A 25504-nucleotide genomic window follows, 5' to 3' on the forward strand; every position below is an offset into this window, starting at 1 on the left:
TCCGATTGCTGCGGTGTGCGGGTGCTCCCCCAAGCTCTTCGAGCAGGGAGGTACCCCCAGGCTGGTCGCGCAGTTCCCCGCGCCCCTTCGGGGCGCTCCGTCAGCGACGGGTGGCGGGACGTTGCCCCGCGCGGTGGCGGTAGACGACGTACGGGCGGATCGCGTAGCCCAACGGCACCGCGAAGGCGTGGATGAGGCGGGTGTAGGGGCACAGGGCGAAGAGGGCCAGGGCCAGGAGGGCGTGGAGCTGGTAGGCGAGCGGGGCGTGGGACATCGCGGGGACGTCGGGGTCCAGGGTGAACAGGGAGCGGAACCAGACGGAGACGCCCCGGCGGTAGTCGTAGGGGTGGGGCTCCAGCGTGGTCGCCGTCGCCGTCAGGCCCGCGAGCAGCACCGTGAGCAGCAAGGGGTGGACGAGGCGGTCCGTGCGGAGCGAGGCCGAGCGGACGGCGGGCACCCTCAGGCGCCGGTACACCAGCACCGCCAGCCCCGCCGTGGTGGCCAGGCCCGCGGCGCCGCCGACGAGCAGCGCGTTGGCATGGTAGAGCCACTCGTGGACGCCGACCCGCTCGGTGAACGACTCGGGGACCGCCAGCCCGACGACGTGTCCGAGGAACACGAACAGCAGCCCGTAGTGGAAGAGCGGCCCGCCCACGCGCAGCAGCCGGTGCTCGTGGAGCTGGGTGGAGCGGGTGGTGATGCCGAAGCGGTCGTGGCGGAAGCGCCAGACCGTGCCGGTGACCAGCAGGGCGAGGACGACGTAGGGGAGGATGCCCCACAGCGCCGTGTGCAGGGGACTCACGGGGCGGTCCTTCCGGGGTGCGGGAACGGCAGCAGGCCCACCGTCTCCGTGGGCGGCGGCCCGCCGCGCGCCAGGCGCAGCGCCGCCGCCCGGTCGGCGGGCGACGCGCCGGGCAGTGCGCCGCAGACGGCGGTGAGGACCGCGGCGTACGGGCTGCGGCGGCCGTCGAGCGCCGTGCGCAGCAGCTCCAGCGCGGCGCGGTGCTCCTGGAGCGCGCGGCGGCCGGGCCCGGGGCACCGGGCGGCGAACTCCAGGGCGAGCGGCAGGAAGTCGGGCAGTTCGTCCTCCGGCGCCCGCCAGCCGTGCTCCCGGTAGAGGCGGCGCCAGCGCAGCAGGGAGGCGCCCCGGCGCCGGGTGTCGCCGTCGGTGTAGTACGTCAGGTGCAGGGTGCGGCGGCGCGAGCGGTCGAACGTGGCGACGTACCGCGCGGACAGCTCCAGTTGCGGCACGTCCGCGACGTCCCGGCAGAAGCCGCGCAGCGCGGCGGCGCCGGGCCCGGGCAGCCCGGACACGGCCGTACGGACGAGTGCGAGGCGCTCGGGCCAGTCGTCGCCGGGGTGCCGCAGCAGCAGAGAGGCGGCCTGGAACAGCGCGGCCTGCGCGCGGCCCGCCCGGGGCCTCACGCCTCCTCCCCGCGCGCGGGGAACAGCCCGGCGGGGCGGCCCCGGCCGTCCCAGTTGAGCAGGTTGACCCGCTCGGGTTCCGGCTCCTGCTCGGGCCCCGGCCGCGGCACCAGCGGCGGCGCGTGGAACGCGTCGGCGTCGTACATCCCGGGTCCGCCCGCGCCCTCCAGGCTGCACCCGGTGTCCAGCGGCGTGCCGTCCTCGGGCGTGTAGGCGGTCGGGATGACGTACCGCTCCTCGTACTTGGCGAGGGCCAGCAGCCGGTACATCGCCTCGATCCCCTCCTGATCCATGCCGACGGCGCGGGCGAGGGCCGGGTCCCGCTCCTCGCCGAGGTTGACGCGCCGCATGTGGGAGCGCATCGCCGCGAGGCGGCAGAGCGCGGCCTCGACGGGCGCGGGGTCCCCCGCGGTGAACAGCTCGGCGAGGTACGACAGCGGGATGCGCAGGCTGTCGATCGCGCCGAACAGCGCCGCCGGTTCCTCGCCGTCGTGTCCGCTGCGGGTGAGCGCGTCGACGACGGGGGAGAGGGGCGGCACGTACCAGACCATGGGCATGGTGCGGTACTCGGGATGCAGGGGCAGCGCCACCCGGTGGTCGCAGATCAGCGCCCGTACGGGCGAGCGGCGCGCGGCGGTGATCCAGTCGTGCGGGACGCCCGACTCCTCGGCGGCGCGGGCCACCTCGGGGTCGTGCGGGTCGAGGAAGCAGCTCAACTGCGCCTCGTACAGGTCCTTCTCGTCCTCGACGGACGCGGCCTCGCCGACGCGGTCCGCGTCGTAGAGCATCACCCCGAGGTAGCGCAGCCGCCCCACGCAGGTCTCGGAGCAGACGGTGGGCTGCCCGGCCTCGATGCGCGGATAGCAGAAGGTGCACTTCTCGGCCTTGCCGGTGCGGTGGTTGAAGTAGACCTTCTTGTACGGGCAGCCGCTCACGCACATCCGCCAGCCCCGGCACCTGTCCTGGTCGACGAGGACGATGCCGTCCTCGATCCGCTTGTACATCGCGCCGGAGGGGCAGACGGCGACGCAGGACGGGTTGAGGCAGTGCTCGCAGATGCGCGGCAGGTAGAACATGAACGCCTGCTCGTACTCCAGCCGGACCTCGTCGCCGATCTTCTCCAGCACGGGGTCGGCGGCGGTGTGCTCGGGTCCGCCGCCCAGGTCGTCGTCCCAGTTGGGGCCGCCGGTGACGGCCATGCGGCGGCCGTCGATCAGGGAGCGGGGCGGCGCGGTGGGCACGTCGTCGCCGAGCGGGGCCTCGGTGAGGGTGGCGTAGTCGTACGTCCAGGGCTCGTAGTAGTCGTCCACGGAGGGGAGTTCGGGGTTGGAGAAGAGCCGGGCGAGGCGGCGGGCGCGGCCTCCCGAGCGGGGGACGAGGCGGCCGTGGGAGAGCTTCCAGCCGCCCTTCCAGCGGTCCTGGTCCTCGTAGCGGCGCGGATAGCCCTGCCCGGGGCGGGTCTCGACGTTGTTGAACCAGACGTACTCGGTGCCGCTGCGGTTGGTCCACGTCTGCTTGCAGGTGACCGAACAGGTGTGGCAGCCGATGCACTTGTCGAGGTTCATGACCATGGCGACCTGTGCCATCACGCGCCGGGGGCGGGCCATCAGTACGTCACCTCCTGCGCGCGGCGGCGGATCACCGTGACCGCGTCGCGCTGGTTGCCGGTCGGGCCGTAGTAGTTGGGCGCGAACGAGAGCTGCGCGTGCCCTCCGATGAGGTGCGTCGGCTTGATCAGCAGGCGGGTCAGCGCGTTGTGCACGCCGCCGCGCCGCCCGGTCGCCTCCGAGCGGGGCACGTTCACCATGCGTTCCTGCACGTGGTACATGAAGACCGTGCCGGGCGGCATGCGGTGCGAGACGACGGCGCGGGCGACGACGACGCCGTTGGGGTTGACGGCCTCGATCCAGTCGTTGTCGGCGGCGCCGATCGCCTCGGCGTCCGGCGGGCTCATCCAGATGACGGGGCCGCCGCGCGACAGGGTCTGCATCAGCAGGTTCTCCTGGTACTCGGAGTGGATGGACCACTTGGCGTGCGGGGTCAGATAGCGGACGGTCACGGCGCGCCCGTCACCGCCGCCCAGGTCCGGCGCGTCCAACGGGGGCCGGTAGACCGGAAGTTGCTCGCCGTACTCGGCGATCCAGTCGTGGTCCAGGTAGAAGTGCTGGCGCCCGGTGAGGGTGTGCCAGGGCTTGCGGTGCTCGGTGTTGAGGGTGAAGGGCGCGTAGCGGCGCTCGGGGCCCTCCTTGCCGGACCACTCGAAGCTCGCCCCGACCTGCACCGGGCGGGCCTGGGTGTCGGAGAAGACGACGCGCCGCTCGGCCACGGAGGCCGCCAGCTCCTCCAGCCCGGACCCGGGGCCGCAGCGCTCGGCGAGCGCCCGGAAGCCCTCGGCGGCGATCCGCCCGTTGGTGGTGCCGGAGAGCGCGAGGATCGCCTCGCACAGCTTGACGTCGGTGTCGAGCAGCGGCCTTCCGCGCGCGTCCCCCCGGGTGCCGGTGCCGCAGCGGGCCGCGAGCCACGCGCTCTCCGGCTCGGGCCGTACGGTCACGCCCTTGACCCGGACGCCCTCGCGCACCGCCAGCGGCCCGAAGGAGGCCAGCCGGTCGGCGAGCCCCGTGTAGTCCCGCGCGACGACGGTGACCTGCGGCGCCGTCGGCCCGTTCGCGGGCACCTCGCCGGGGGTGTCGTGCTGGAGGGCCGTGGCGACGAGGTCGTACGTCTCCTCCAGCCGTCCGGCGGCCAGTTCGCTCACCTTCTCCGCGAGCCCGTGGAAGATCTCGAAGTCGGTACGGGCCTGCCAGGGCGGGTCGATGGCGGGCGAGAAGGCGTGCACGTACGGGTGCATGTCCGTGCTGGAGAGGTCGTGCTTCTCGTACCAGGTCGCGGCGGGCAGCACGAGGTCCGCGTACAGCGTCGTGGACGTCATGCGGAAGTCGAGGGCGAGCAGCAGGTCGAGCTTGCCGCGCGGCGCCTCCTCCCGCCACCGGACCTCGGCGGGGCGGGAGGAGGGCGGCGCCTCGGGCGCGCCGGCGTTGTCCTGGGCGCCGAGCAGGTGGCGGAGGAAGAACTCGTTGCCCTTGGCCGAGGAGCCGATGAGGTTGGCCCGCCATACGGTGAGGACCCGGGGCCAGTTGGCGGGCGCGTCGGGGTCCTCGCAGGCGAACTCGGCGCGCCCCGCGGCCCGTTCCTCCGCGAGCCAGCGCGCCGGGTCCTTCCCGGAGAGCCGGGCGCGGCGGCCCATGTCGAGGGGGTTCTCGGCGAACGTCGGATACGAGGGCATCCACCCGTGCCGCACCGAACGGGCGACCAGGTCCGCCGTGTGGCTCCCGGCGAAGAGCCCGCGCGCGGTGGGGGAGGCGAGCGCGTCGGCGGGGGCCTGCTCGTACCGCCACTGGCCGGTGTGGACGTACCAGTACGGCGTGCCCGCCATCTGGCGCGAGGGGCGCTCCCAGTCGGCGCCGGTCGCGAGCTGCTGCCAGCCCGCGTATGGGCGGACCTTCTCCTGCCCGACGTAGTGCGCCCAGCCGCCGCCGTTCACGCCCTGGCAGCCGGTGAGGAGCAGCAGCGTGAGGAACGAGCGGTAGATGGTGTCGGAGTGGAACCAGTGGTTGGTGCCCGCGCCCATCACGATCATGCACCGGCCCCGGGTCCGCTCCGCCGTGTGCCCGAACTCGCGCGCGGCGCGCACCACCGCGCCCGCCGGGACCGAGGTCACCGTCTCCTGCCAGGCGGGCGTGCAGGGCAGTGACGCGTCCTCGTACGAGGCGGGCCACTCGCCGTCGAGGCCCTCGCGGCGTACTCCGTAGCGGGCGAGCAGCAGGTCGAAGACGGTGGTCACCCGGCGCCCGCCGATCTCCCGTACGGGCACGCCGCGCCGTACGACCGTGCCGGGCTCGTCGAAGCGGGGGAGGGCGACCCCGGCGGAGTCGCAGCCGTCCCGGTGGAAGGTGAGCAGCGGTTCCGTCTCGCCCAGGTCGAGGTTCCAGCGCTCCTCGCCGCCCTTGGACCAGCGGTCGCCCAGCGTCCCGTTGGGGACGGTGACCCGGTCGGTACGGGCGTCCACCAGCACGGGCCGGCACCGGTCCGCCTCGTCCTCCCCGTCGAGGTCCGCGGCGGTGAGGAACCGGCCCGGCACATGGCCGCCGTCCGCGTGCTCCTCCAGCTCGACCAGGAACGGGAGGTCGGTGAAGCGGCGGACGTAATCCTGGAAATACGGCACCTGGCGTTCCACGAAGAACTCCCGCAGCAGCACGTGCCCCATCGCCATGGCCATGGCGCCGTCGGTCCCTGGATGGGGGTGCAGCCATTCGTCGGCGAACTTCGTCGCGTCCGAGAAGTCGGGGGAGACGACTACGACCTTCTGGCCCCGGTAGCGGGCCTCGGTCATCCAGTGCGCGTCGGGCGTGCGCGTGACGGGGACGTTCGAGCCCCACAGCATGAGGTAGGCCGCGTCCCACCAGTCGCCGGACTCGGGCACGTCGGTCTGGTCGCCGAAGACCTGCGGGGAGGCGACGGGCAGGTCCGCGTACCAGTCGTAGAAGGAGAGCATCGGCGCCCCGATCAGCGCGTGGAAGCGGGCGCCGACCGCGTGCGAGGCCATCGACATCGCGGGGATCGGCGAGAACCCCGCGATCCGGTCGGGGCCGTGCGCGGCGAGCGTGTGCACGTGCGCCGCCGCCGCGATCTCCAGCGCCTCGTCCCAGCCGATCCGCACCAGCCCGCCCTTGCCCCGCGCCGCCTGGTAGCGGCGCCGCTTCGCGGGGTCCGTCGTGATCTCCGCCCACGCCGCGACGGGGTCGCGCAGCCGCCGACGGGCCTCGCGGTACATCTCCACGAGCACGCCGCGCGCGAGCGGATGGCGCACCCGGGTGGGGGAGTAGGTGTACCAGGAGAAGGAGGCGCCGCGCGGGCAGCCCCGGGGTTCGTACTCGGGCCGGTCGGGCCCGGTCGTGGGGTAGTCGGTCGCCTGGGTCTCCCAGGTGATCAGCCCGTCCTTGACGTACACCTGCCAGGAACAGGAGCCGGTGCAGTTGACGCCGTGCGTCGAGCGCACCACCTTGTCGTGGGCCCAGCGCTCCCGGTACGGCGCGTCGTTGACGTCCTCTCCCGTACGGAACACCGCGCGCCGGTCCTCGGAGACGGGCGCCGTGCCGAGCAACTGGCCGGCCTTCAGGAGCCGTTCGGCCGCCTCACCGGCGGCCCGCTCCGCTTTTTCCCTCGCCTTGCCGCGTTTCACCACATGGTGCAGCTTCCTCCGCCTCCGCTTCGCGGCAGAAGGGCCTTTCCCGCGAATTGGATGCATCGGGAAGGCGCTTTTACCTCGGCGAGAGGAAATCTTTCTCGCATATGCGTTCTGGATATCGAGCAACGCATAGGGAGAACGGAGAAAGTGTACCGCTCAACTTCATTGATAGGAGCGTCATATGGTGCGGACCATAAATTCCCTATCCCCCCGCGACCTGGCGCAGGGTCTGCCCGCTCAGCGCCGAGCGGGCCCGCGCCGGATCGGGGGTGCCGTGCGCGGAACCCGCCCGCCCGTCGTTCTCCTTCACCAGCAGCCACGCCTCGCGCTCGCCCTCCTCGCCGCTGCGGAAGCGGGTGAGCGCCCAGGCGCCGCGCAGCTTCGCGCCGTGCAGCCGGAAGGAGACGTGGCCCTTCTCCAGGGCACGGGGGAAGTCGGCCTTCAGCGGCTCGTAGGTCCCCGTGTCCCAGACGATGACGGGCCCCGCGCCGTACTCGCCGCGGGGGATCACGCCCTCGAACGTGCGGTACTCCAGCGGGTGGTCCTCGGTCGGCATCGCGAGCCGCTTGTCGTGCGGGTCGGTCGAGGGGCCCTTGGGGACGGACCACGACTTGAGCACGCCGTCGACCTCCAGCCGGAAGTCGAAGTGCAGGGTGGTCGCGTCGTGGATCTGGACGACGAAACGGTGTCCTTCGTCCCCGCCCTCGCCGTCCCCCTCGGGCGCCCCGTCCCCCTCGGGCTCGGCGGTGCTGCCGAAGTGCCGCTTGCCGCGGTACGTCCGCAGCCGCTCCTGGCCGTCGTCCTCGCGCTCGCCCTTGCCGGTGCCCTTGCCGCTCATGGGGAACCCCTCAGCGGCCGAGGGCCTTGCGGAGCTGGCTCTTGTTCATGTTGGAGCGGCCCTCGATGCCGCGCTGCCGCGCCTCGTTGTAGAGCTGGTCGCGGGTGGGGCCCCCGGCGCCCTTGTGCGAGCGCTCGCCGCCGCGCTTCGGCGCGGGCTTGTCCCGTACGGAGGTACGGCTGGCGCTCTTGGCCTCGCCGGACTGCGCCCTTTCCTTGTTGACCGTACGGGCGGCGATCTCCTTCGCCCGGCGGGTGGAGGCGCCCTGCTGCTTCGCGCCTTCCTTGATGTGTTCGTACTGCCGTTCGCGCTTCTTGCTGGACCCCGCGGGCATGGTTCCTCCTGGCCGGTCGTCGCTGTGCGGTACGTCGCTGTGCGCTCCGTCTGTTCCGTGTCCCCTTCAGGATCGAGGTGATGCACGGGATCGGCGACTCGGCGGAGGTCGGAGGGGTCAGGCGTCAGGCGCCCGCCGGGGCCTGCGCGGGCTCCGCCGAGCGGCCGGGCTTCCCCTCCCCGGAGGCGGCCGGACGGGCGGCCGGGATGACGGCGGCTATCGCCCCGGCCAGCAGCGCGACGCCGCAGCCGACGACCAGGCCGGTGCGGAATCCGTCCTCCGAGGCGATCGTGTGACCGCCCATGGTGACGGTCATCTGCGCGAGGACGACGCCGATGACGGCGGCGCCGACCGAGGTGCCCAGGGAGCGCATCAGCGTGTTGAAGCCGTTGGCCGCCGCCGTCTCGGAGAGCGGCACGGAACTCATGATCAGGGCGGGCATCGAGCCGTACGCGAGGCCCACGCCGCTGTTGATGACCATGCAGACGAGCATCAGCCCCCACGCGGAGCCCATCAGGCCCAGGGCCAGCCCGTACCCGGCGGCGATCACGAGCACGCCGCAGATGAGGGTGAACTTGGGCCCGCGCGCGTTCGTGAGCTTTCCGCCCAGCGGCGAGACGAGCATCATCATGATGCCGCCCGGCGCCATCCAGAGGCCCGCCGCGAGCATCGACTGCCCCAGCCCGTACCCCGTGGCCTCCGGGAACTGGAGGAGCTGCGGCACGATCAGCATCGCCGCGTACATCCCGACGCCGACGAAGACCGAGGCCGCGTTGGTGAGCAGCACCCGGGGGCGGGCCGTGGTGCGCAGGTCGATCAGCGGGTCCCGGGTGCGCAGCTCCCACAGGCCCCAGACGCCCAGCACCACGACGGCCGCGGCGAACAGGCCCAGCGTCGTGCCCGAGCCCCAGCCCCAGTCGGCGCCCTTGGAGACCGCGAGCAGCAGGCAGACCAGCCCGGCGCCGAGCCCCAGCGCGCCCGGCACGTCGAAGCGCTGGCCCCGGGCACCGGCGGGCACCTCCGGGATCAGGAACCAGATCAGCGCCGCGACCGCCACGGCGAAGGCGGCGGAGCCCCAGAAGAGCACGCGCCAGTTCGCGTACTGCGCCACCGCCGCCGCGATCGGCAGGCCGAGGCCGCCGCCGATCCCCATCGACGCGCTGACCAGCGCGATCGACGAGCTGAGCTGCTCCTGCGGGACCACGTCGCGCAGCAGCGCGATGCCGAGCGGCACCATGCCCATCCCCATGCCCTGGAGGCCGCGCCCGACGATCATCGGGACGACGGAGGACGAGACCGCGCAGAGCACGGAGCCCGCGATCAGCGGCACGGTGCACGCCAGCAGCATCCGGCGCTTGCCGACGAGGTCGCCGAGGCGCCCGAAGACCGGCACGCAGACGGCCGCGACGAGCAGGGTCGCGGTGATCACCCACGCGGCGTTCGAGGAGCTGGTGTCCAGGATGCGCGGCAGTTCGGCGATGAGCGGGGTGACCAGCGTCTGCATGATCGCCGCGGTGATTCCGGCGAAGGCCAGCGTGGCGACCACGCCGCCGGCGCGGGCTGAGTGCTGGGGGGCTTCCATGAAGGCGGACTCCTCGGAGGTCTGCGTCGGCAAGGGATATGCATCGTACACATCACATGTATGACTCACATCGTATGGTCGATGCATATCGCCGTGCGAGGATGAGGGCCCGGCGCGCGGAACGGCGGGCACGGCAAGCAGGAGGCAGCAGGCAGATGGCGCGGATGGACAGGCCCACGCACGAGGTCGAGTACGAGCAGATGCTCCTCAGCAGGCACGGGCTCCCCCTCCACCGGGGCACCCGGCGCAAGGGCGGGGTCATGGAGCGCAGCGCGTACATCCTGCTCAGCCGCATCCGTGTCCAGGGGCCCATGTCGATCGGCGAGCTGAGCGACGCCTTCGGGCTCGACGCCTCCACCCTCAACCGGCAGACGGCGGCGGCCATGCGTGCCGGGCTCGTCGAGCGCATCCCCGACCCCGAGGGCGGCATGGCCCGCAAGTTCCGGCTGACGGACGAGGGGGCCCGGCTGCTCGACGAGGAGCGCGAGGGGCTCGTCGAGGCGCTGGACCGCGTCATGGCCGAATGGGCCGACGAGGACATCGCCGCCTTCGCCTCGTACCTGCGGCGCTTCAACACCGACATCGAACGGCTCGGCGGCCGCCCCTGGCCCCGCCCCTGAAGTTCGTAGACTGGCGCGATGGGTGATCAGACCGAGGAGACCGTCTCCCTCGTCCGCGACGTTCTGGGCACCGAGGTCATCGGCGCGTATCTGCACGGCTCCGCCGTGCTCGGCGGGCTCCGGCCCGCCAGCGACCTGGACGTGCTGGTCGTCACCCGGCGCGGCATGGCCGCGCGCGAACGGGCGGCGCTGCTGGAGGGTCTGCTGAGGATCTCCGGGCTCTCGCCCGGGGTGCGGCCCGTCGAACTCACCGTCGTCGTCCGGTCCGAGGTCAGCCCGTGGCGCACCCCGCCGACCGGGGACTTCCTCTACGGGGAGTGGCTGCGCGAGGAGTTCGCGGCCGGTGCCGTGCCGCGGCCGGGGCCCATGCCGGACCTCGCGCTGCTGATCACGACGGCCCTCGCCGGTGACCACCCCCTGCTCGGCCCGCCTCCCGCACAGGTCCTCGACCCCGTGCCGCACGCCGATCTCGTCCGGGCGAGCGTGGCGGGCGTCCCCGAACTCCTCGGCGAACTGGAAGAGGACACGCGCAACGTCCTCCTCACCCTCGCCCGCGTCTGGGTCACGCTCGCCACCGGGGACATCGAGCCGAAGGACACCGCCGCCGACTGGGCCCTCGACCGCCTCCCGCCGGAGCACCGCCCGGTCCTGGAGCACGCCAGGGACCTCTACCGCACCTCCTCGTACGCCGAGGAGACCTGGTCCGACGCGCTGCGTGCCCGGCTGCGCCCGCACGTCGACGAGGTCCTCGCCCGTATCGACGCGCCGGCCCGCGAGTTCGCGGGCACCACGCTCACGGAGGTACGGGCGGCGATGAAGTCGCCGTAGACGGGGCCGAATCCGGTTGTCCCGGGGCGAGCCGCCCTGACAGGGTCGGCGCATGCCGACCTTCTCCGCGTACGACGGAACCGCGCTCGCCCATCACGCGTACGGCGAGGGGCCGCCCGTGATCTGTCTGCCCGGAGGCCCGATGCGCGCCTCGGCGTACCTCGGCGACCTCGGCGGGCTCGCGCGCGCCGCGGGCCGCACGCTGGTCCCCCTCGACCTGCGCGGCACCGGGTCGTCCGCGACGCCGGACGACCCGGGGACGTACCGCTGCGACCGGCTCGTGGACGATGTGGAGGCGCTCCGCGCACACCTGGGCGTGGAGCGGGTGGACCTCCTCGCGCACTGCGCGGGCGCGAACCTGGCCGTGCTCTACGCCGCCCGGCATCCCGAACGCGTCGGCGGCCTCGCGTTGATCACGCCCAGCGTCGCCGCCGTCGGCATCGGGGTCACGGGGGAGGAGCGGCTGGAGACGGCGCGGCTGCGGGAGGGCGAGCCCTGGTTCCCGGCCGCGTTCGCGGCGCTGGAGGAGATCGTGGCGGGCCGGGGGAAGGACACGCACTGGGAGGCCGTCGCCCCGTTCCTGCACGGCCGCTGGGACGACGCGGCGCGCGCCCTGGACGCCGCCGACGCCGAGCAGCGCAACGACGGGGCCGCCGCCGTCTACGGCTCCGACGGCGCGTACGAGCCCGAGGCCACCCGCGCCGCGCTCGCGCGCCTCGCCTCCTGCGTGCTCGTCCTCGCCGGGGAGGTGGACCTCAACTCCCCGCCGCGCGCGATGGCCGAGTACGCCGGACTCTTCCCGTACGCCCAGCTCGTCGTCCAGCCCGGCGCCGGGCACCACCCCTGGCTCGACGACCCGGAGCGCTTCACCTCGGTCACGGCGGCGTTCCTGGCCCCGTAGCCCTCGCCCTCGCCCTCGCCCTGGCTCTGGCCCTACGGGTGCCAGTACAGCGAGGGGTCCGGGTGGTCGGCGAAGCCCAGGGCCCGGTAGAGGGGTTCGCTCTCGCGGGAGGCGTGCAGATCGACGCGGTCCACCCCGTACGCCCGGAACCAGTCGAGCAGCTCCCGCATGAGCGCCCGGCTGTGGCCGCGCCGCCGGTACGCGGGGTCGGTGACGACCCCGATCACGTTCCCGACCCGGCCGCGCGGCAGATGCGGGCTCGGGACGCGCAGTTCGGTGGTGCCGATGACACAGGCGGCGAGGCCGTCGGAGCCGCCTGTGTCATCTGTGCTGTCTGTGCCGTCCACGACGAGGATCCGCGTGCCGTCGTGGGCGAGCTGTTCCTTGAACACGGCGGCGCAGGTCACGCGCCACGAGGGGTCGGCGGACCCGGGGTTGAAGAAATCTCCGCCCAACGTCTCGAAGAGCAGGGCGCGGAGCCGCACCAGCTCCGCGATGTCGTCCTCCACGGCAGCTCTCACCTCGGTCATGTAATGACCCTATAGTGGATGTGACGCTTACGAAACCCCCGCCCTCCGGCCGCACTCCGGGCTGGCAGGATGAGAGCCATGATCGATCCTCGGGGGAATCAGTACGCGCCGTACCGTCCGCACATACCGCGCCGCGCGGGCGAGCTGCGGCGCTATGCCGCCGTGACCGTGGACCTGGTGCTGGCCGTGACGCTCGGGCTCCTCGTCGCGGTCGCCCTGGGCAAGGACACCGGGCCCGACGGCACACCCACCGGCGGGCGCGCGACGGGCGCCGCGCTCGGCACTCTGGTCGGCTTCTCCTTCGTCAACCAGACGCTGCTGACCTGGGCGTGCGGCGCCAGCGTCGGCAAGCTCCTCGCCCGGATCCGGGTCGTGCGCGCCACCGACGGCACGCGCCCCGGCCCGTTCCGGCTCGCCTGGCGCTGGCTCTCCGGCCTGTGCTGGCTGCCCCTCCAGCCGTACTACTGGCTGCGCTCTTGGATCAACGTGCTGACCGGCGGCTCTCCCCGGGGCACGGTCCGCGACAACGAGGACGGCGAGCTGTACGAGGACATCTGCGGCGTCCGGCAGGTGCGCAGCAGGGACCTCCGCCCGGACACGCGTTACGCGCGTTACGCACCCTCGCGGTAGAGCTCGCCGAGCAGGGCCACCGCGGCGTCCGTCGCCGGGTGCGGGTCGTGGCGGCGCCAGACGAGCCGTACAGGAACGGGCTCCGCGTCGCGCAGCGCGCGGTAGACGATGCCGTCGCGCCGGTACTGCGCCGCCGTGGCCCGTGGCGTGACGCCGACGCAGCGCCCGGTCGCGATGGCCGCGAGCCAGTCGTCGATGTCCTGCGTGAACTCGACCGAGGGGCGGGCCCCTTCGGGCCACAGGCCGAGCGTCGTGGTGCCGGTGCGGCGGTCGATGATGAGGGTGCGCTCGCGGATCTCCGCCAGCCGGACCCCGCGCCGCCGGGCCCACGGGTCGTCGGAGGCGAGCGCGACGACACGGGGCTCGTGCCCGACGACGGCCTCCGCGTAGCTCCCCGGGCCCGGCTCCGTACGGACGACGGCCAGGTCGCACAGCCCTTCCGCGAGGCCCCCCGTCGGCGTGTTGTGCCGGATCAGGCGCAGTTCGACCTCGGGGTGGCGCTCGCGCCAGCGGCGCTGGAACTCGGCCGTGTGGCGCCCCATCGCGGACCACGCGTGCCCGACGCGCAGCCGGGTGTGGCCCGCCGTCGCGCGGTGGACCAGGTCGTCGGCCTCGGCGAGCAGATGCCGCGCCCGCGCCAGGACCCGCGCGCCCGCCGCCGTCGGCACGCAGACGCGGCTGGTGCGGTGCAGCAGCCGTACGCCCAGGATCCGTTCCAGCGCGAGCAGCGTCCGCGAGACCGCCGCCTGCGAGACGCCCAGCTCGATCGCGGCGTCGGTGAGCGTCCCCGTGTCGGCGATCGCGACGAGGCAGCGCAGATGCCGCAGCTCCAGCTCGCGCCCGCGGACTCTCTCATGCATGCGTTCATCGTATGGATGGCGCTCCCGGCGCATTTTGCGCGGGGTGCGGGCGGCTGGATCGTCGTGCCATGACGAGACAGGCGCCCGCGAAGACCCCGCCCGCCGGAGCCGTTCCGGACCCGGCCGCCGCCCGCTGGTCCGGCGTCGCGCTGATGCTGGGCAGCGGCCTGTCCAACCAGGTGGGCGCCTCGGTCGCCGCGCTCGCCTTCCCCGCGCTGGGTCCCGCGGGCGTGGTGGCCGTACGCCAGTGGGTCGCCGCCGTGGTGCTGGTTGCCGCCGGACGGCCCCGGCCACGGTCGTTCACGGCGGCGCAGTGGCGTCCCGTACTGGCCCTGGCCGCGGTGTTCGCGGCCATGAACCTCGCGCTCTACACGGCGATCGACCGCATCGGCCTCGGCCTCGCGGTCACCCTGGAGTTCCTCGGGCCGCTCACCGTCGCGCTCGCCGGGTCGCGGCGCCGGACCGACCTCGTGTGCGCGCTCGCCGCCGCGGGGGCCGTCGTCGTCCTCACCCGGCCCCGGCCCAGCACCGACTACCCCGGCATCGGGCTCGCGCTGCTCGCCGCCGTCTGCTGGGGCTGCTACATCCTGCTCAACCGCACCGTCGGCCGACGCCTGCCCGGCCTCCAGGGATCGGCCACGGCGGCGGCCGTCTCCGCGCTGCTCTACGTGCCCGTCGGCGTCGCGGTCCTCTGGCTCCACCGGCCCACCGCCCTCGCGCTGCTGTGCGCGGTGGCGGCCGGGGTGCTCTCGTCGGCGGTGCCGTTCCTCGCCGACCTGCTCGCGCTGCGCCGCGTCCCCGCCCCCTTCTTCGGCGTCTTCATGAGTGTCAACCCGGTCTTCGCCGCCCTGGTCGGCACGGCGGTCCTCGGCGAACACCTGGACCCCGCGTCCTGGACAGCGGTCGCCGTCGTGGTCACGGCCAACGCGGTAGCCGCGAGCGCCCGCGCGCGGGGCGCCGCCTAGACCGTGACTGCTGGACAGGAGCTGCCCCGCGCCCCTTGAGGGTGCTCCTCGGAGAGCCCCGTCAGGGGCGCGGGGAACTGCGCGCCCAGCCACGACGACAGCCGCAGCCTGCACAACACGGCAAGGGGCAGCCCCTGCCCAGGTCCGGTCCGCGTTACGCGCCCGGTGTCATCTCGCTGTACGCCGTCGACGGCGGGTTCTCCGACGCGCCGGTCCGGCCCACGGAGAGGTACGCGGAGGTGCCGGGCACCCGCGTCACGTCGTACATGTACGGGGTCGGCGCCGCGTCGCCCGCCGGGCCGCGCACGAGCTGCCAGTTCGTGCCGTCCCAGCGCAGATACGCGCTGCGCTTCTGGTCCCAGAACTCCCAGCCGCAGATCCACGCGGGCCGCCCCGCGTCGTCGGCGGTGATGCCCAGCAGCGCGCCGGGGCCGATGCCGTCGTCGACGTACGTCCACGCCGTACCGTCCCAGTGCGCGAGCACGGAGCCCGGCGGTTTCCCGGGCGGCCCGCCCACGCCGAAGGCCGCGCCGACGCCCCACACGTCGTCGTCGGCGACCGCCAGCACGTCGCTGATGCCCGAGCGGATGCCGCCCACGGAGGGCAGCACGGTCCACGCGCCGTCCCAGCGGGCCACGAGCCCGCCCCAGACGCCGCTCCCCGTGGCCTGGCTCCCGCACGCCCATACGACGCCGCCGGGACCGACGGTGACGGAGCCGAGCGAGGCGGCGTCCGGCTGGTCGACGGGGAGCGGGGCCAGCCACTTCCAGCGCTTGCCGTTCCAGTGGAGCAGCCGCACGGCGCCCGCCTGACGCCCGGTCACCCACACCTCGCGGCCGGACCCGGCGGCCACGGCCCACAGCACCGTGTCGGGGCTGCCGCTGCCGGGGTGGTCGACGGGGCGCCACGCGGTGCCGTTCCAGCGGACCAGCCGCCCCGAGCCGTTCTCGGCCGAGCCGACGGCCCACACCGCGTCCGGCGCGGTGGCGGCCACCGAGAGCAGGCCGCCGGTGAACTTCAGCCCGGACGTGTCCGCCTTCGCCCAGGCGGAGCCGTCCCAGCGCATCGCCAGCGGCCGTCCCCGCTGCCCGGCGGCGGGCCGGGCCTCCTCGCCGACCGCCCAGGCCGCCCGCGGGCCCAGCGCGGCGACCCCGCGCAGATGCGCCCCCGGCTCGCTGCCGGGCGACGGCACGGCGCTCCACTCCGCGAGCGCGCCCGCCCGGGGCGCCGTGGGTCCGGGCCGCGCCCAGGCCTGGCCCGCCCCTCCCGCGACCACCAGCCCCGACGCGGCACCGAACGCCCCCGCCACGAAACGTCTTCGCTCCATTGCCGACCCCTCTCCCCACACGCGGTCAGAAACCCACAACCCTGCACGGCCCCCGGGAGCACGGCTAGTCACGCGCGTGGCAAAAGCGGCCGGACTACGGCACGTGGGGGAGGGCCCGGTCGTCGCCCCGGGGCAGCCCTCGCGGATCCAGCGGACCCCACGGCGCCTGCCTCAGCGGAATGTGCGGACGACCTCGATCGTCCCCACGATGTGGGCGTTGAACTCGTCCAGCTCCTCGGCGGGCACCCACAGTTCGAGGATCGTCTCGCCCCCGGCGCGCCGCACCGGGTACCGGCCGAGGAACTCCGTGTCCACCTCGAAGCGCGTCACGAAGCCCGCGCCGCTGTGCTTGACGTTCCAGTCGCGCGCGATCCTGACGGCGTACTCCTCGTTGAGCACCGGGTAGAAGATCGGCTGCTCGGGGAGGCGCGGCGGCCAGGCGCGCCACTCCAGCTCCCGCACGAGGTCCAGCTCCTCGGGGCCGGCCGGCCGCCACAGGGTGGTCGTCGTGCGCCTGCTGCTCATGGGTCACGCCTCCGTACGCTCGTCGGTCGGCCGGACGATACCGGCGTCCGCGCCGGGGCGGCCACGCGGTTTCCGCTCCCCGAGGACGGGCATACGGGAGGCGTATCGGCTTCGCCCCAGACCTCGGCGAACGGCGCCCGCGCGGCGACGGTGTCGCGGCGGGCGCACCCGGAGCCCATCCCCGTCGGGACCGCCCCCACCCGCGCGCCGCTCGGGCGGACCCGGGCGGGACCCTGCCGCGGACCTCGGCCGGCAGGGCAAGGGGGCCCGGGACGTGAGGGGGGCCGTCACCGCGCCCCGGGTCACAGGCCGGCCGTCGTCGAGCCATCCGGCGGCGGTCGGCCACGCCGCTCGCGCGGCACCGGTCAGGCGGCCTCCAGGGCGCCGACGAGGACCAGCGGCCCGAACGCCAGCGCGCCCGCCGCCCAGGCCAGCCCGGGACGGATCTCGCGGTGCGCGCGGATCCCCAGGTAGGCACCGAGGGGCGGCAGCAGGCACAGGGCCAGGAAGCTCATGTGCCACCCCTCCTCCCGTGTCAGGAACCAGGTGAACGCGAGACACCCGGGCGCCCATGCGACGACGAGGTTCCGCATGCGCGTGAGGAACATGTCCAGGGACATGCGGCACTCCAGGGGACGGCGGGACCGTGGGACGGACAGCGAGTGTAGGCCCACGCACGACGGCGCCGGCCCCCGCGCCCGGAGAAGGGGAAGGGCGGGGGACCGGCGCCGTCGTACGGGGTCAGCGGGTGAGCGGGACGACGCTGCTGAGCAGGCCGTCCGTGGGCAGACCGACCGGAAGGCCGTTCTGGGTGACGGACTTGACGACCGTGCCCAGGATCTCCTCCGCCTTGCCCGTGTCGCCGCCCTGACCGGTCTCCGCGGCCTGCGCGGTGGTGGCGGGCGCGACGGCGAGGGCGAGCGCGGCGGTGGTCACGGCGGCGGCGAGCGAACGATGCACGGCGGTGCTCCTTCGGAAGGGGGCGGTTCACCCCGTCAACGCGCCGGGCACGCCGAGGGGCACGCGTCCGCCGCCGAGTACGCCCGGGTGGGGGTCGGTTCATCGCACCGGCGCCCGGCCCCGGCCCGGCCCCGTGCCCGTACGCCGTGCGGTCACGCCCCGTCCGTCACGCCCTGCCCGTCACGCCCCGTCCGTCACGCGTGCCCGGCGCCGTGCTCCGCGCAGAGGCAGCGGACGCCCTTCTCGATCCACTCGCGGCCCTCCCACTCCGGGTGCCGGGCGAGCATCACGGCGTGCACCTCCTCCGCGATCGTCTCCTCTCCCATCGCCGAGTCGCGGCGCGCCCACGTCTCGTCGCGCAGCAGCCGCAGATAGTCGCGTACGTCCGCGAGGAGCCCGGGACCGCCGACCTCGCCGTGGCCCGGCACCACGATGCCCGGGCGCTCGTCGGCGAGGCGCTCCAGCACGACCAGCCAGCGGAGGCCCGAGACGTCGGTGTCGTGCGGCGGGAACCAGGGGAAGATCGCGAACTGCCGGGCCTCCACGAGGTCCCCCGTGAACATCACCCCCGCGTCCGGGACCGTGACCACCTGGTCGCCCTTGCTGTGCGCGCGCCCGGTGGGCCGCAGCCGCACCACGCGCCCGCCGAGATCGAGGTCGTACGAGTGGTCGTAGACGACGTCGGGGGCCGTCAGCTCCACGCCGTCCAGGTGCCGGGCGACCAGCGGGCCGAACTCCCGGAACATCTCCAGATAGCCGGGCCCCTTCACCTTCTGGTCCTCGGCCTGGGCGCGGTTGGCGAGATACGTCGCCGCGCCCGCGAAGACCCGCGCGCCGAAGGCGTGCTCGGGGTGGAAGTGGGTCGTGGTCAGATACAGCCTGCGGCCCCGGGCGTACTCGGCCGCGAACCGCAGCACCTCCGCCGCGTTCTCCGGGCCCATCCCGGTCTCGACGACGAGGACGGCCTCCTCGCCGCCGATGAGGCCCACGTTCGGGACGAGTTGCACCCGGCGGTCCGGTATCACCAGGAGGTCGGGGGCGACTTCGTAGGCGCCCTCGACGCGCACCACGGGCTCGGCTTCTCTCACGGCAACTCTCCTTCGCACGCGTACTGTTCACCCCCGAGTCCACCCCGTGCCGGGCGCGGGAGTCCAACACCGCTTCAGCGCGGCCCGATACCGCGCGGGTATCGTCCCCGCTCATGGACCTGCGGACGCTGCGTTATTTCGTGGCCGTGGCCGAAGAGCTGCACTTCGGCCGGGCCGCCGCCCGGCTGCGCATGACCCAGCCGCCGCTGAGCAGGGCCGTCAAGCAGTTGGAGTCCGACCTCGGCGCCGTACTGCTGCGCCGCTCGGCGACGGGTGTCGCGCTCACCCCGGCGGGCACGGCGCTCTACGAGGAGGCGCGTGCGCTCCTGGAGCAGGCCGAGCGCGCGCGGCAGCGGGTCGCGGCGGCCGCGGGCGAGGCCACGCTGACCCTCGGCATCCTCGCCGACAGCGCCGAGCAGGCCGGGGCCCGGCTGGCCGCCGCCTACCGCAGGCGCCACCACGGCGTGCGCGTCGTCGTCCGCGAGGCCGACTTCGCCGATCCGACGACGGGGCTGCGCGCGGGCCTGGTCGATGTCGCGCTCACCCGGACCCCGTTCGACGAGACGGGGCTGACCACCCGCGTGCTGCGCACCGACCCCGTCGGCGTGGTCCTGCGCGCCGACGATCCCCTCGTCCGGCACGGCGCGCTGCCCCTGGACGCGCTCGCCGGGCGCACCTGGTTCCGGCTGCCGGAGGGCACCGATCCGGTGTGGTCGGCGTACTGGTGCGGCGGGACGGACGGAACGGGCGGATCGGCGGGAGCGGGGGACGGGCCCGTGGTGCGGACCGTCCACGAGTGCCTCCAGGCCGTGCTGTGGAGCGGCACCGTGGGGATCGCTCCCCTCACCCACGCCCTGCCCGACGGTCTGACCGTGGTCCCGCTGCTCGACATGGAGCCCAGCAGCCTCGTCGTCGCCTGGAACAGCGCGGATGCCCGTCCCCTCGTCCACTCGTTCGTCCGCCTCGCCGGAGCGGCCCACTGAGGCGCGCGGCCACCGAGGCCACCGCGACCCGGGCGGCCGTACGCGGTCACTCGGTCATCGCGAGCACGAACGCGGCGGCCATCGAGGCCACGGCGATGGCCATCAGGATCCAACGGGCCCAGGCGACCCACCGGGGCGTCCGCGGTCGGCTTTCCGTCTCGTCATACTCCACGTTGCCAACAACGACCCGGCGCGGACTCAGAAACGTTTCTCCCGGCACTGCCTCGCGCGACGCCGCCGTTTTCCGGCCGCCGACGGCCGCGTCCTAGACTGAGGCCCGCTACGGAACGGACGGGGCAGACGGGAGAACCACGGTGGCGGCGGGCTCAGAGAGCGGCAGTTCCGGGGACCCGTCCCCGGAACTGCTGGACGAGGCCGCCGCGGCGTTCGGGCTGCTGGCCTCCCCCTCGCGGCTGCACCTCGTCTGGGCGCTCTCGCAGGGCGAGTGCGACGTGAGCCACCTCGCGGAACGGGTGGGCGGCACGCTCCCCGCCGTCAGCCAGCACCTCGCGAAGCTCAAGCTCGCCGGGCTCGTCCGCTCGCGCCGCGAGGGGCGGCGGCAGGTCTATCTCGTCGACGACCCCGGCGTGGTGACCGTCGTCCAGGTCATGCTCGGCCAGCTCGCCGAGCGCGACGAGCGGGCGGCCCCGCCGCGCCGCCGCTGGTCCGGTGCCTGAGGCCGGTGGCCGCGCGCCCGAGTCCGCTGGTCCGGCGCCCGAGGCCGTGCCCGTGCCCGTGGCTCCGGACCCCGTCGGCCCGGTCCCCGTGGCCGACGACGGCGCGCTGCCCCTGCCCACCCCCCTCCAGGTGCTGCGCTCCCTGGAGTCGGGGCCCAAGGGGCTGACGGAGGAGCGGGCGGAGGAACGGCTCGCGGCCGTCGGCCCGAACACGCTGCCCGCCCGCCGTACGCCGTCGCTGCCGCGCCGCATGGCGCGCGGGCTGCGCGACCCGTTCACCTCGGTGCTGCTCTGCCTCGGCCTGGTGTCGGCCGCCGTCACGTCCTGGGGCACGGCCCTGGTGATCCTCGCGCTGGTCACCGTGAGCTGCGCGGTCCGTACGGCCGGGGAGCACCGCGCCGACCGCTCGTCGGCCGCGCTGCGCGCGCTGGTCGCCGACACCGCGACCGTGCTGCGGCGGACGGCGGAGGGGCGCCGGGAGCCCCGCGTGCGCGAGGTGCCCGTGGACGAACTGGTGCCCGGCGACGTCATCCGGCTCGGGCCCGGCGACCTCGTACCGGCGGACGTCCTGCTGCTGCGGGCGAGCGGGCTGCGGGTGCACCAGGCGCCGCTGACGGGCGAGTCGGCACCGGTCGCCAAGCACCCTCCCGAGGACGCCCCGTCGTTGGCGGAGCCGGGGCCGGGGCTCTTCGACCGGCCCCACCTCTGCTTCCAGGGCAGCGGCGTGGCATCCGGGAGCGGCACGGCCGTCGTGGTGGCGACCGGCGCCGACACCCAGCTCGCCGCGGGGCAGGCGGCGGCGCGGGAGCGCGGGATCGGCGCGTTCGACCGGTCCGTCTACGGGATCTCCTGGATCCTCATCCGCTTCATGCTGCTGACGCCGCCGCTGGTGCTGATGGCCGACGCGGCGTTCGGCGAGCACGGGGGAGGCACGCTGCCGTTCGCCGTCGCGGTGGCCGTCAGCCTCACGCCCGAGATGCTGCCCGTCGTCGTCACGACCGTCCTGGCGCGGGGCGGCGTCGCCCTGGCCCGCGAGTGCCGGGTGATCGTCAGACGGCTGCCCGCGCTGCACGACCTCGCGGCGATGGACGTGCTCTGCGTCGACAAGACGGGCACCGTCACCCAGGACCGGCCCGTCGTCGACCGCGCCCTCGACGCCTACGGGCGCGACGATGCCCGGGTGCTGCGCTGGGCGGCGCTCAACGCCGCGTGGACGCTCCAGCTCGCCGAACTCCCCGCTCCCGACGCGCTGGACGAGGCCCTCCTCGACGCGGACGCCGACCCGTGCGGTGAGGACGAGGCGTACGAGGGCGTGACCGCCCTCCCGTTCGACCACGCGCGGCGCCTCTCCACCGCCGTCCTGCGCCGCCCCGGCGTGCTCGGCGCCCACACCCTCGTCGTCAAGGGTGCCGTCGAGAACGTCCTCGAACGGTGCGCGCTGGATGAGGACGCGCGCGCACGGGTGCGCGCCCTCGCCGCCCGCCAGGCCGCCGACGGCCTCCGCGTCCTCGCCGTCGCCACCGCCACCCGCACGCCCCGGGCCCGCGACTGGACCCCCGCCGACGAGCGCGGCCTGGCCCTCACCGGCCTGGTCACCTTCCGCGACGCCCTCGCCTCCACCGCCCCGGACGCCCTTCACGCCCTGCGGGACCGGGGCATCGCCGTACGCCTCGTCACCGGCGACCACCCGGAGACCGCGGCCCGCGCCTGGCACGAGCTGGGCCTCGACCCGCGGCCGGGCAGCGGGGGCTTGCTGACCGGGGAGCGGATCGACGCGCTGTCCGACGAGGAGCTGGCCGGGGCGGTGACGCGTACCGCCGTGTTCGCGCGGTGCGCGGCGCCGCACAAGGCGCGGATCGTGACGGCGCTGCGCGCCGCCGGGCACACCACCGGGTTCCTCGGCGACGGGGTCAACGACCTCGCCGCGCTGCGCGCCGCCGACGTCGGGCTGTGCCCGCGCGACGCGGTCGCCGTGGCGCGCGAGGGCGCCGACGTGGTGCTCGGCGACAAGGACCTCGCGGCGGTCGCCCGCGCCGTCGACGCGGGGCGGCGCGGGGGCGTCGCCATCGCCACGTATCTGCGCGTCGCGCTCTCCTCGAACCTCGGCAACGCCCTCGCGATGCTCGTCGCCGTCCTGCTGCTGCCGTTCGTGCCGATGCTCCCCGCGCAGGTGCTGGCGCAGAACCTCTGCTTCGACGCGGCCCAGCTCTCCTTCGCCTTCGACCGGCGCCCGCGCGCCGTGCCGGCCCGTCCGACGGCCCTGGACCCGCGCGAGCTGCTGCGCTTCCTCACCCGCTTCGGGCTGCTGAACGCGCTCGCCGACCTCGCCACGTTCGCCGTGATCGCCCTCACCGCGCACTCCGCGGTGACCGGCGCGGAGCCGGAGGTCTTCCACGGCGGCTGGTTCACGGAGAACCTGCTGACCCAGGGCCTCGTCATCCTCCTGCTGCGCGGCGGCAGCGGCCGGGTGCGGGGGCCCGTCGGGCTCGCGGCGGCCGGGCTGGGCGTCCTCGGCGTGCTGATCCCGTTCACGCCGCTGGGCCCCGCGCTCGGAACGGCCCCGCTGCCGCCCGTCGCGTACGCGCTGCTCGCGCTGGTCCTCGGCCTGTACGGCTGCGCCCTGGCGGCGGCCAGGGCGCGTTACGCGGCCCGGCACCTCGGCGGTCAGCCGTAGGACAGGTCGGCGCACAGGTCGTCCGCGGCCGAGCGGCCCTTGGGCGTTTTGCGGGGGGAGGGGGAGGGGGACGGCGAGCCCGGCGCGTAGTCGGCGCCCAGCGTGACGGTGAGGCCCGGCCGGGCGGCGCGCTCGACCGGGGCGCCGGGGAAGTGCGAGGCGAGCGCCTCGGCGTGCCGCCGCTCCCCGGGGCCGTAGGCGATACGGGTCCTGCCGGAGGCGTCCGCGTTGCCGGTGGAGGTGACCGTGAAGTCGTGGTCGCGCAGCTCGCGGGCGGCGGTCGCGGCGAGCCCCGGGGTCGGGGTGCCGTTGCGGACGGCGACGCCGATCCCCTTGCCCGGGCGCGGGCCGGAGGGGGAGGGGGCGGGCGAGGACGAGGACGAGGGCGAGGGCACGCTGTCCGGGGTGCGGTCGGCGCGCAGGTCGGCCCAGAGCGCGTCGGCCTCGGGGCGGACGATCGCGACGCGGTTGCCCTGATAGCGCCAGGGGAGGGTGACGAAGCGGGTGTCGGCCAGGTCGACGTTCTTCAGCGACATCGCGAAGTCCACCATCTTCTTCGGCGTGCCCAGGCCCTCGTCGACGGTCAGGGACTTGGTCGCGGCGTCCGCCAGGGGCAGCAGCGTGGTGGGGCTGAGGCCCCGCTCCTTGATCTTCTTGACGAGCGAACCGACGAAAGCCTGCTGCCGTTTGATACGGCCGATGTCCGAGCCGTCCCCGAGGCCGTGCCGGAGCCGGACGTAGTCCAGTGCCCGCTGCCCCTCGACGGTCTGCTCGCCCCTGCGGAAGATCCGCTTGCCCGGCGAGCCCCGGTTCGGGTTGAGATCGCCCTGGTGGAGGTCCTTGGGCACGCAGACGGGCACGCCGCCGACGGCCGTGGTCATCGCCGCGAAGCCCTTGAAGTCGACGACCACCGTGTGGTCCACGCGCAGCCCCGTCAGCTTCTCGACGGTGTTCTGGGTGCAGGCCGGGTTGCCCTTCGCGGTCTGCCCGACGGAGAAGGCCGCGTTGAACATCGTCCCGGTCCTGGGCTTCGTCCAGCTCCCGTCCGGCAGCTTGCAGGGCGGGATGTCGACCAGCGTGTCCCGGGGGAAGGAGACCGCGACCGCGTGCCGGGCGTCGCCGTAGACGTGCAGGAGGAAGGCGGTGTCGGAGCGCCCCACGTCGTCCTCGGCGCCGCCGCCCAGCGCGCGGTTGCCGCCGGTGCGCGCGTCGGAGCCGATGACCAGGACGTTCTGGCCTCCGGCGCCGCCGTCGGGACGGTCCCGGCTGAGGCCGTCGGAGCCGAACGTCTCGATGTTCCCGTTGAGCTGGAGATAGAGCCAGGAGACGCCCGCCGTGAGCAGGACCAGGAACGACAGCGCGACCACGGCGACGGTCCGCGCGCGGCTCCGCCTGCGCCGCCGCCCGCCACGGCCCCTGGCCGTCGCCTTGTGACTGCCGGGCATCCGCACCCCTCCCCACTTGCTTGTACAGTTGCGCAATGTAGCAAGTATGGAAGCGAGTGAGAGAAAGCCGGGTGGCGAACGATGTTCCTGCGCAACGGGCTGGAGCCCTGGCACCTGCTGGTCGTGGCCCTGGTGGTGGTGCTGGTCTTCGGCTCCAAGAGGCTCCCGGACACGGCCCGTTCCCTGGGCAAGTCGCTGCGGATCCTCAAGAGCGAGACCAGGGCGCTGAAGAAGGAGACCGCGGCAGGGGAGGGGGACGGCGAGGGGAAGGCGGCGCCCGCTCCCCGGGAGCGATGACCGGGGGCGCCCCCCTCCCCGTACGTCAGTCCAGCGCGGCGGCGAAGCGGGCCGCGATGGCGGCGGGGGCGGTGATCGCGCCGCCCACGACGACGCCCCAGGCCCCGGCGTCCAGCGCGGCCCGGGCCTGCTCCGGCGTGTGGAACCGCCCCTCGGCGAAGACCGGCACGTCGAGCCGTGCCGCCAGCTCGGCGACCAGCTCCAGATCGGGCCCGGGGGCCCGGCGGCTGTACGGGGTGTACCCGGAGAGGGTCGTGGACACCATGTCCGCGCCGAGGCCCGCCGCCGCGACGCCCTCCTCGACGGTGGAGACGTCGGCCATCAGCAGCCTGCCCCGCGCGTGCACCGCCTCCACGGTCTCGCTCAGCGGGCGCCCGTCGGGGCGGGGGCGCGCGGTCGCGTCGACGGCGACGATCTCGGCGCCCGCGTCGGCGACGGCCACGGCGTGCGCGGCGGTCGGCGTGATGAACACCCCCTCGGCGCCGTCCTTCCACAGTCCGATGACCGGCGGCGGGCCCATGTCCCCGACCGCCTCCCGTACGGCGAGGATGTCGTCCACCCCCTGCACCCGCAGCCCGGCCGCCGGGGCGCCCGCCACCACGGAGGCGGCGATGGCCGCGATGTGCGCGGGCGCGCGCAGCGGATCGCCGGGCGGCGCCTGGCAGGAGACGATCAGCCCGCCCCGCACCGTCTCCAGCAGGTCCTTCGCGCCGTCGCTCCGGTCCTCGTCGGATGTCACCTCGGTCATGCTCCGTCCTTCAGCTCGCTCG

General features: G+C 74.5%; 26 protein-coding genes. 9 read left to right on the plus strand and 17 right to left on the minus strand.

The window, feature by feature from the left end; translation table 11 throughout:
* Window positions 1-100 precede the first annotated feature (100 nt).
* The 7 genes from narI to ABD343_RS33180 all read right to left on the minus strand — a co-directional run bounded on the left by narI (window position 101) and on the right by ABD343_RS33180 (window position 9424).
* Window positions 101-802 carry a respiratory nitrate reductase subunit gamma gene (gene narI / locus ABD343_RS33150; RefSeq protein ID WP_344533604.1) on the minus strand — a complete coding sequence of 234 codons (702 nt, stop codon included), beginning with the start codon at window positions 800-802 and terminating at the stop codon, window positions 101-103.
* Window positions 799-1425 (minus strand): nitrate reductase molybdenum cofactor assembly chaperone, encoded by a 627-nt coding sequence (gene narJ / locus ABD343_RS33155; protein WP_344533605.1) that lies wholly within the window; start codon window positions 1423-1425, stop codon window positions 799-801. The genes narI and narJ overlap by 4 nt, the downstream gene beginning before the upstream one ends.
* On the minus strand, window positions 1422-3032 hold the full coding sequence (narH, locus tag ABD343_RS33160; protein WP_344533606.1) for a nitrate reductase subunit beta: 1611 nt from the start codon (window positions 3030-3032) through the stop codon (window positions 1422-1424). The genes narJ and narH overlap by 4 nt, the downstream gene beginning before the upstream one ends.
* Window positions 3032-6664 (minus strand): nitrate reductase subunit alpha, encoded by a 3633-nt coding sequence (locus ABD343_RS33165; protein ID WP_425578343.1) that lies wholly within the window; start codon window positions 6662-6664, stop codon window positions 3032-3034. Before ABD343_RS33165 ends, narH begins: the two co-directional genes overlap by 1 nt.
* Window positions 6665-6872: 208 nt before the next feature.
* A complete protein-coding gene (locus ABD343_RS33170; protein WP_344533608.1) occupies window positions 6873-7508 on the minus strand; it encodes a DNA polymerase ligase N-terminal domain-containing protein in 636 nt (211 codons plus the stop codon).
* Window positions 7509-7518: 10 nt separating this feature from the next.
* Entirely contained in the window at window positions 7519-7842 is a 324-nt protein-coding gene (locus ABD343_RS33175; RefSeq protein ID WP_344533609.1) for a plasmid stabilization protein, read from the minus strand.
* A 124-nt stretch (window positions 7843-7966) separates the two neighbouring features.
* Window positions 7967-9424, minus strand: coding sequence for an MFS transporter (locus tag ABD343_RS33180; protein WP_344533610.1), 1458 nt, complete (start codon window positions 9422-9424; stop codon window positions 7967-7969).
* A 164-nt stretch (window positions 9425-9588) separates the two neighbouring features.
* On the opposite strand from ABD343_RS33180, the gene ABD343_RS33185 reads away from it, so the two are divergent.
* Genes ABD343_RS33185 through ABD343_RS33195 form a run of 3 tightly spaced genes read left to right on the plus strand, consistent with a single transcriptional unit; the run spans window position 9589 to window position 11773 of the window.
* Window positions 9589-10044 carry a MarR family winged helix-turn-helix transcriptional regulator gene (locus tag ABD343_RS33185; protein ID WP_344533881.1) on the plus strand — a complete coding sequence of 152 codons (456 nt, stop codon included), beginning with the start codon at window positions 9589-9591 and terminating at the stop codon, window positions 10042-10044.
* An 18-nt stretch (window positions 10045-10062) separates the two neighbouring features.
* A complete protein-coding gene (locus ABD343_RS33190; protein WP_344533611.1) occupies window positions 10063-10872 on the plus strand; it encodes an aminoglycoside adenylyltransferase family protein in 810 nt (269 codons plus the stop codon).
* Between the two features lie 52 nt (window positions 10873-10924).
* Complete coding sequence (locus tag ABD343_RS33195; protein WP_344533612.1) at window positions 10925-11773, plus strand: alpha/beta fold hydrolase; 849 nt, start codon at window positions 10925-10927, stop codon at window positions 11771-11773.
* 32 nt (window positions 11774-11805) lie between these two features.
* On the opposite strand, the gene ABD343_RS33200 is transcribed toward ABD343_RS33195, so the two are convergent.
* On the minus strand, window positions 11806-12303 hold the full coding sequence (locus ABD343_RS33200) for a GNAT family N-acetyltransferase (RefSeq protein WP_344533613.1): 498 nt from the start codon (window positions 12301-12303) through the stop codon (window positions 11806-11808).
* A gap of 78 nt (window positions 12304-12381) precedes the next feature.
* Between ABD343_RS33200 and ABD343_RS33205 the strand changes: the two genes are divergently transcribed.
* Window positions 12382-12933, plus strand: coding sequence for an RDD family protein (locus tag ABD343_RS33205; protein WP_344533614.1), 552 nt, complete (start codon window positions 12382-12384; stop codon window positions 12931-12933).
* Here ABD343_RS33205 and ABD343_RS33210 read toward each other — a convergent pair.
* Window positions 12915-13793 (minus strand): LysR family transcriptional regulator, encoded by an 879-nt coding sequence (locus ABD343_RS33210; protein ID WP_344533615.1) that lies wholly within the window; start codon window positions 13791-13793, stop codon window positions 12915-12917. The genes ABD343_RS33205 and ABD343_RS33210 overlap by 19 nt on opposite strands.
* A 68-nt stretch (window positions 13794-13861) precedes the next feature.
* Here ABD343_RS33210 and ABD343_RS33215 point away from each other — a divergent pair, with 68 nt between their 5' ends.
* Window positions 13862-14758, plus strand: a complete 897-nt coding sequence (locus tag ABD343_RS33215) for an EamA family transporter (RefSeq protein WP_344533616.1) — start codon at window positions 13862-13864, stop codon at window positions 14756-14758.
* A 154-nt stretch (window positions 14759-14912) separates the two neighbouring features.
* Here the strand turns inward: ABD343_RS33215 and ABD343_RS33220 are convergent, their stop codons facing one another.
* From ABD343_RS33220 to ABD343_RS33240, 5 genes are all read right to left on the minus strand, one after another.
* A complete protein-coding gene (locus tag ABD343_RS33220; RefSeq protein WP_344533617.1) occupies window positions 14913-16085 on the minus strand; it encodes a hypothetical protein in 1173 nt (390 codons plus the stop codon).
* A gap of 171 nt (window positions 16086-16256) precedes the next feature.
* Window positions 16257-16610, minus strand: a complete 354-nt coding sequence (locus tag ABD343_RS33225) for an ADP-ribosylation/crystallin J1 (RefSeq protein ID WP_344533618.1) — start codon at window positions 16608-16610, stop codon at window positions 16257-16259.
* 365 nt (window positions 16611-16975) lie between these two features.
* Window positions 16976-17230 (minus strand): hypothetical protein, encoded by a 255-nt coding sequence (locus tag ABD343_RS33230; RefSeq protein ID WP_344533619.1) that lies wholly within the window; start codon window positions 17228-17230, stop codon window positions 16976-16978.
* Window positions 17231-17351: 121 nt separating this feature from the next.
* On the minus strand, window positions 17352-17570 hold the full coding sequence (locus tag ABD343_RS33235) for a hypothetical protein (protein ID WP_344533620.1): 219 nt from the start codon (window positions 17568-17570) through the stop codon (window positions 17352-17354).
* 194 nt (window positions 17571-17764) lie between these two features.
* Window positions 17765-18658: an MBL fold metallo-hydrolase gene (locus ABD343_RS33240; protein WP_344533621.1), complete on the minus strand. Its 894-nt coding sequence runs from the start codon at window positions 18656-18658 to the stop codon at window positions 17765-17767.
* A 113-nt stretch (window positions 18659-18771) separates the two neighbouring features.
* Between ABD343_RS33240 and ABD343_RS33245 the strand changes: the two genes are divergently transcribed.
* Entirely contained in the window at window positions 18772-19641 is an 870-nt protein-coding gene (locus ABD343_RS33245) for a LysR family transcriptional regulator (protein ID WP_344533622.1), read from the plus strand.
* Between the two features lie 46 nt (window positions 19642-19687).
* Here ABD343_RS33245 and ABD343_RS33250 read toward each other — a convergent pair whose 3' ends face one another.
* Entirely contained in the window at window positions 19688-19813 is a 126-nt protein-coding gene (locus tag ABD343_RS33250) for a hypothetical protein (RefSeq protein WP_344533623.1), read from the minus strand.
* 142 nt (window positions 19814-19955) lie between these two features.
* On the opposite strand from ABD343_RS33250, the gene ABD343_RS33255 reads away from it, so the two are divergent.
* Both ABD343_RS33255 and mgtA read left to right on the plus strand, forming a co-directional pair.
* Window positions 19956-20318: an ArsR/SmtB family transcription factor gene (locus ABD343_RS33255; protein ID WP_344533624.1), complete on the plus strand. Its 363-nt coding sequence runs from the start codon at window positions 19956-19958 to the stop codon at window positions 20316-20318.
* The gene (mgtA, locus tag ABD343_RS33260; protein ID WP_425578332.1) at window positions 20311-22992 is read left to right on the plus strand and encodes a magnesium-translocating P-type ATPase; all 2682 of its coding nucleotides are present in this window, start codon (window positions 20311-20313) and stop codon (window positions 22990-22992) included. The genes ABD343_RS33255 and mgtA overlap by 8 nt, the downstream gene beginning before the upstream one ends.
* Here mgtA and ABD343_RS33265 read toward each other — a convergent pair.
* A complete protein-coding gene (locus tag ABD343_RS33265) occupies window positions 22983-24437 on the minus strand; it encodes an LCP family protein (protein WP_344533625.1) in 1455 nt (484 codons plus the stop codon). The genes mgtA and ABD343_RS33265 overlap by 10 nt on opposite strands.
* An 81-nt stretch (window positions 24438-24518) precedes the next feature.
* On the opposite strand from ABD343_RS33265, the gene tatA reads away from it, so the two are divergent.
* Window positions 24519-24734, plus strand: coding sequence for a Sec-independent protein translocase subunit TatA (gene tatA / locus ABD343_RS33270; RefSeq protein ID WP_344533626.1), 216 nt, complete (start codon window positions 24519-24521; stop codon window positions 24732-24734).
* Window positions 24735-24759: 25 nt separating this feature from the next.
* On the opposite strand, the gene ABD343_RS33275 is transcribed toward tatA, so the two are convergent.
* Window positions 24760-25482, minus strand: a complete 723-nt coding sequence (locus tag ABD343_RS33275; protein WP_344533627.1) for an N-acetylmannosamine-6-phosphate 2-epimerase — start codon at window positions 25480-25482, stop codon at window positions 24760-24762.
* Between the last annotated feature and the right edge of the window lie 22 nt (window positions 25483-25504).

The organism is Streptomyces albiaxialis, from assembly GCF_039530985.1.
Classification (GTDB): domain Bacteria; phylum Actinomycetota; class Actinomycetes; order Streptomycetales; family Streptomycetaceae; genus Streptomyces; species Streptomyces albiaxialis.